Origin of the sequence: Companilactobacillus futsaii JCM 17355 (assembly GCF_001435505.1) — a bacterium.
GTDB classification, from domain to species: domain Bacteria; phylum Bacillota; class Bacilli; order Lactobacillales; family Lactobacillaceae; genus Companilactobacillus; species Companilactobacillus futsaii.
The window spans coordinates 1-4,516 of sequence record NZ_AZDO01000072.1; the positions used below are offsets into that span (position 1 = coordinate 1).

9 protein-coding genes are annotated in these 4,516 nt (G+C 37.0%); all 9 read left to right on the forward strand.

The window, feature by feature from the left end:
- The coding region (locus FC88_RS05900) for a PD-(D/E)XK nuclease-like domain-containing protein (protein WP_200951536.1) at nucleotides 1-189 on the forward strand (189 nt) is incomplete at its 5' end.
- 16 nt (nucleotides 190-205) lie between these two features.
- Nucleotides 206-652 carry an HNH endonuclease gene (locus tag FC88_RS05905; RefSeq protein ID WP_057813742.1) on the forward strand — a complete coding sequence of 149 codons (447 nt, stop codon included), beginning with the start codon at nucleotides 206-208 and terminating at the stop codon, nucleotides 650-652.
- On the forward strand, nucleotides 645-1,517 hold the full coding sequence (locus FC88_RS13100) for a Lin1244/Lin1753 domain-containing protein (RefSeq protein WP_057813744.1): 873 nt from the start codon (nucleotides 645-647) through the stop codon (nucleotides 1,515-1,517). The genes FC88_RS05905 and FC88_RS13100 overlap by 8 nt, the downstream gene beginning before the upstream one ends.
- Before the next feature lie 9 nt (nucleotides 1,518-1,526).
- Nucleotides 1,527-2,288, forward strand: coding sequence for an AAA family ATPase (locus tag FC88_RS05915; protein WP_057813746.1), 762 nt, complete (start codon nucleotides 1,527-1,529; stop codon nucleotides 2,286-2,288).
- 11 nt (nucleotides 2,289-2,299) lie between these two features.
- A complete protein-coding gene (locus FC88_RS05920; protein ID WP_057813747.1) occupies nucleotides 2,300-2,626 on the forward strand; it encodes a hypothetical protein in 327 nt (108 codons plus the stop codon).
- Entirely contained in the window at nucleotides 2,619-3,050 is a 432-nt protein-coding gene (locus FC88_RS05925; RefSeq protein WP_057813749.1) for a RusA family crossover junction endodeoxyribonuclease, read from the forward strand. Before FC88_RS05920 ends, FC88_RS05925 begins: the two co-directional genes overlap by 8 nt.
- Nucleotides 3,047-3,799: a Rha family transcriptional regulator gene (locus FC88_RS12620; RefSeq protein ID WP_083484576.1), complete on the forward strand. Its 753-nt coding sequence runs from the start codon at nucleotides 3,047-3,049 to the stop codon at nucleotides 3,797-3,799. Before FC88_RS05925 ends, FC88_RS12620 begins: the two co-directional genes overlap by 4 nt.
- Nucleotides 3,796-4,008, forward strand: a complete 213-nt coding sequence (locus FC88_RS05935) for a hypothetical protein (RefSeq protein WP_057813751.1) — start codon at nucleotides 3,796-3,798, stop codon at nucleotides 4,006-4,008. The genes FC88_RS12620 and FC88_RS05935 overlap by 4 nt, the downstream gene beginning before the upstream one ends.
- Nucleotides 4,005-4,505, forward strand: a complete 501-nt coding sequence (gene ssb / locus FC88_RS05940; protein WP_057813753.1) for a single-stranded DNA-binding protein — start codon at nucleotides 4,005-4,007, stop codon at nucleotides 4,503-4,505. The genes FC88_RS05935 and ssb overlap by 4 nt, the downstream gene beginning before the upstream one ends.
- The last annotated feature ends 11 nt before the right edge of the window (nucleotides 4,506-4,516 follow it).

Below are 4,516 nucleotides of genomic sequence, written 5' to 3' on the forward strand. Positions count from 1 at the left end.
GATAAAATGGTTATTTCAATTCCTGATTATCGATTAGAAGAGGCGGCAATGCAGATCGATAAGTTCCAGAACCATATTGAAGATGTTAAAGCTGGACGTGTTGAGCCAGCAAGATGTGGTAAATGTGATTATTGTAAGTCAACCGCAAAACTAGGAAAGATTGTCAGCATGGATGACTTAATAGAATAGAAAAGGGGAGGTAGAAATGGCTGATATTCCAAAAGATTGGTATGAACATGCTCTAACGGTTGATGTTAAAAAGGACATTAATTCGAATGAGAGAATAAAAAGCATTTCTAAACCGTATTATAAATCGTTTGTTCGTTTTGCTGCACGGCAACGAATTAATTACGTAAATGATATTGAAGCCGAATGGTCGGAGTATTACGAAAAGTATATTAAGAATAGATTGTCAGATATTGATATTGATTCTTGGAAAAGACTGAGTCATCAGGTGCTTGAACGTGATCATTATACCTGTTTCTACTGTGACCAAACAGGTGGAATTTTAGAAGTTGATCATATGACTCCCGTTTCAAGGGGCGGCGAAAGTACACTAGATAATTTAGTAACGGCGTGTCGTCATTGTAATAGACAAAAGCGTGATAAAACAGTTGCTGAATATTTGAAATGGAAGGATGAACATGAATAATTACTTCTCCCATGACAGTAATGCCAGAAATTCTAGCAAAATGTTACAAGTTCGTATGAAATATGGTGCTGAAGGTTACGGAATTTATTTTATGCTTCTTGAACGGCTTCGTGATGAAGATGACTACAAGAGTGTCAAAGATTATAACGCAATAGCCTTTGACCTTCGTGTTGACGCTTCGATTATAAAAGCGGTTGTTGAAGATTTTGGGTTATTTGTCTTTACCGATGATGGTAAGTACTTCTACTCTGAAGGATTCAACAAAAGAATGGCCTTTAAGGACGAAAAAAGTAAACGACGATCTGAGGCTGGCAAAAAGGGTGCGCAAAAGCGATGGGCTAATAAAGATCCACGTGAAAACGATAGCAATTCTATGGCAAAGCCATCAGATCAAAATAGCAATACTAAAGCAATGCCACTTCATACGGATAGCAAGGAAAGTAAAGTAAATAAAAGTAAAGTAAATAAAAGTAAAGTAAATAAAAGTAATAAAGATAGTCACGACTCGAAACCCGCAAAGCGTGTTTACGACCCGGACGATATTAATTTGAAACTAGCCAATTACTTGCTAACTAAGATACGTGAACGTAACTCTAGCATCTATCCGACTGATTCCAAGAACCCACCTGATACACAGAAATGGGCTAATGACATCAGACTAATGCACGAACGTGATGCACGTTCTTACGACGATATCAAACGAATTATTGAATGGTGTCAACAAGACAGTTTTTGGCAGAACAATATCTTATCTGCTTCAAAACTTAGAAAGCAGTTTGGCAAGTTGATAGATAAAGCAGACGCACCAAATAATTTTAATGGCAACAAGGGTGGTAGAAAACCACTCTATGACTTGCCGTACTAGGGGGTAGCTATGGAATCAATGTTTGGATTGGATAAAGTTTCCCGTGAAATAGCCTTAAAACACGGTGTTGACTATTCAGGAATTGACTTCAAAAAAGTTATTTCTGAGCGTGATAAACGAGAACAGCAACGATCTATCGAATTCACTAAAAAAAATATTCAAGTTAAGCGTGAGGGAATATTTAGAAGCTCTTTAGTGAGTGATTTCAGCGACCTACAATACAATTTTGCAGATTTTAGGACTGATACACCTAATCAAGCAAGTGAGCTTAAACAGGCTAAGAATATTGCTAATAGGATCTATGTCGGTGAAACAGGTAACTTTCTTTTTACTGGTGAGCCAGGACTTGGTAAATCTATGTTGGCTGTTAGTATTTTGAACGGTTTGAATAGCCAAGATACCACATTATCATGCTACTTCTTGAGTTTTGCGATGTTCGTTAATAACTCACAAATGGCGTTTGAAGATAAGTTCTTACAACAAGACAACTACAAGGTTGAAGAGTGTGTTAAGAACTGTGACGTGCTTGTCATTGACGATTTGGGCAGCGAATCATCGTTAAGATCCGAAATGAATGAAGCAACTAACTATGCTCAACGAATCTTATTTCGCTTTGCAGATTATCGAAAAAATAAAACAAATATCATCACCACAAACAATACAGGGCGTGAGCTACAACAGCTTTACGATCCCAAAATTATTAGTCGCTTAATGACAAAAAAAGCCGCTAACACAATTAAATTTAGCGGTGGCGACATGAGAAATAATTAGGAGAAATTAAAATGCTAAAACAAAAAAATATGGAATTAACACCGGAACTAAAAATGCTTCTACTTCCTACAAGTCGAAGCTATTCACGTGACAGCATCGATAACTTGAATCAAACGTTGATTGTTGCCAGTGATGTTGCTGAATCAGCTTATAGCCAATTATATGGCACTCTTGAGAATCTAACAGCCTTAGACGATGAATGCTCAATTTATCAAGGCAATGTAGAACTTAATAACGATATCATTTTAGCTGCTTCGTTGATTAATCATATTCAAAGACGTATTGATAAAAAGCTTGTTGATGCTAATCCACATATTTTGGACGTGCAACTTGACTAATCAACTGAAATTAGTGATTGACGGTGAACCAGTACCCGCCTCACGTCCTCGTTTTAGCTCACTAGGTGGCAAGAAGCGGGGATATACAGACAAAAAATATCGGATTTACAAAAACGGAATCAAAACGCTGTACTGGGATAAGTATCATAACAAACAGCTTTTCAAAAAAGGTGTTCCTCTGGTTGCACATATTCGATTTTACAGAAGAATCCAAAAAGGATTATCCAAAGCAGAGCATAAGAGGCGTGCTAATCATGAGGTAAAGCCGACTGTGAAGCCCGACTTGGACAACTATGAAAAAGCTATTTTTGATGGCTTAGCAAAGGCTTGGTTCGATGATGGGCAAATTTGGAAACACGACACTGAAAAGAATTACGACGAGCACCCACGTACTGAAATTCTGATTGAGGAGTGGACGAAATGAACGATTTAGTAATTATGAAAGATCAGCAAGCAGTAACTAGCAGTTTACAAGTAGCAGAGACATTTAATAAAAACCATCGAGACATATTAAGAGCAATTGATGATTTAGAAAAAGATGTGCGCAATTTTGCGCAGATGTTTTCAATAACAGATTTGCCTGATACATACGGTAGAAAACGAAGAGCGTTTTACATGAATCGAGACGGTTTCACATTACTTGCAATGGGGTTCACAGGTAAGAAAGCATTGAAATTCAAAACGCAATATATCGAAGCCTTTAACAATATGGAAAATGAGTTGAAACAAGGATATTCCACCAAAAATGTTGGTGGCTATCAAGTACCTGATGATTACAGAGGAGCTCTACTTTTAGCCGCTGATCTTCAAGAGCAAGTTGATACTATGAAGCCCAAGGCTAGTTATTATGATCAGTTAATTGCTAATAAGTCATTGATGGTCACAACCGCTATTGCTAAAGATTACGGAATGAGTGCGAAGGAATTTAACAAGGTGCTTCATAAGTTGAAAGTTCAATATAAGCTTGGTGGCCAATGGTTCTTATATTCAAAATATCATAACCGTGGTTGGACAAGTTCAGCTACTCGGATTGTTGACGGTACGCCTAGAATTACAACCAAATGGACACAAAAAGGCCGAGTGGGTCTATACAGACTACTTAAGAAGCATGACATTGTTCCTATGATTGAAAAATTAGATATTAGAACTGTAGTTATTGGAGGACAAAGATGAAATTAATTGTGTGTCAAAACTGGTTACAAGAGCATTACCCACATCTTTTAGGATCTGTTAATTTTGGAGATTTGAATACTGAGATATCTGAAGATGATTTTAGAGATTTCAAGAAACAAATGCGCAAAGTTGGAAATATGGATTATAAATTTATAAGCAGAAGAGATTATGAAAAATTAGCCAAAAAGGCAAAGAGGTTGCATAGATGATTAATCGAGTAGTTTTAGTAGGACGTTTGACACGTGATTCAGAACTTAGATACACCACTAGTGGTAATGCAGTTTCTCAATTCAATCTGGCTGTAAACAGACAATTTACTAATTCTCAAGGTGAACGTGAAGCCGATTTTATAAATTGTGTCATTTGGAGGAAAGCTGCCGAGAATTTCACTAATTTCACTCATAAAGGTTCCCTTGTAGGAATCGATGGACGAGTTCAAACACGTAACTACGAGAATCAACAAGACCAGCGTGTGTATGTCACTGAAGTAGTTGTTGAAAATTTCTCACTTTTGGAAAGTAGAAGCGATGCAAACAATCAACAGCAAAATTCCAGTAGTACCAATGACTACAGCCATCAACCGCCGAAAAAAAGTAGAAACGATGCAGCAAATGCAAAAAGTGATGTAGCAAATTCAAGGAGTGGTGATCCATTTGCTAATAACAGCAAACCAATAGATATTTCAGATGACGATTTACCATTTTAAATAAGGCGGTG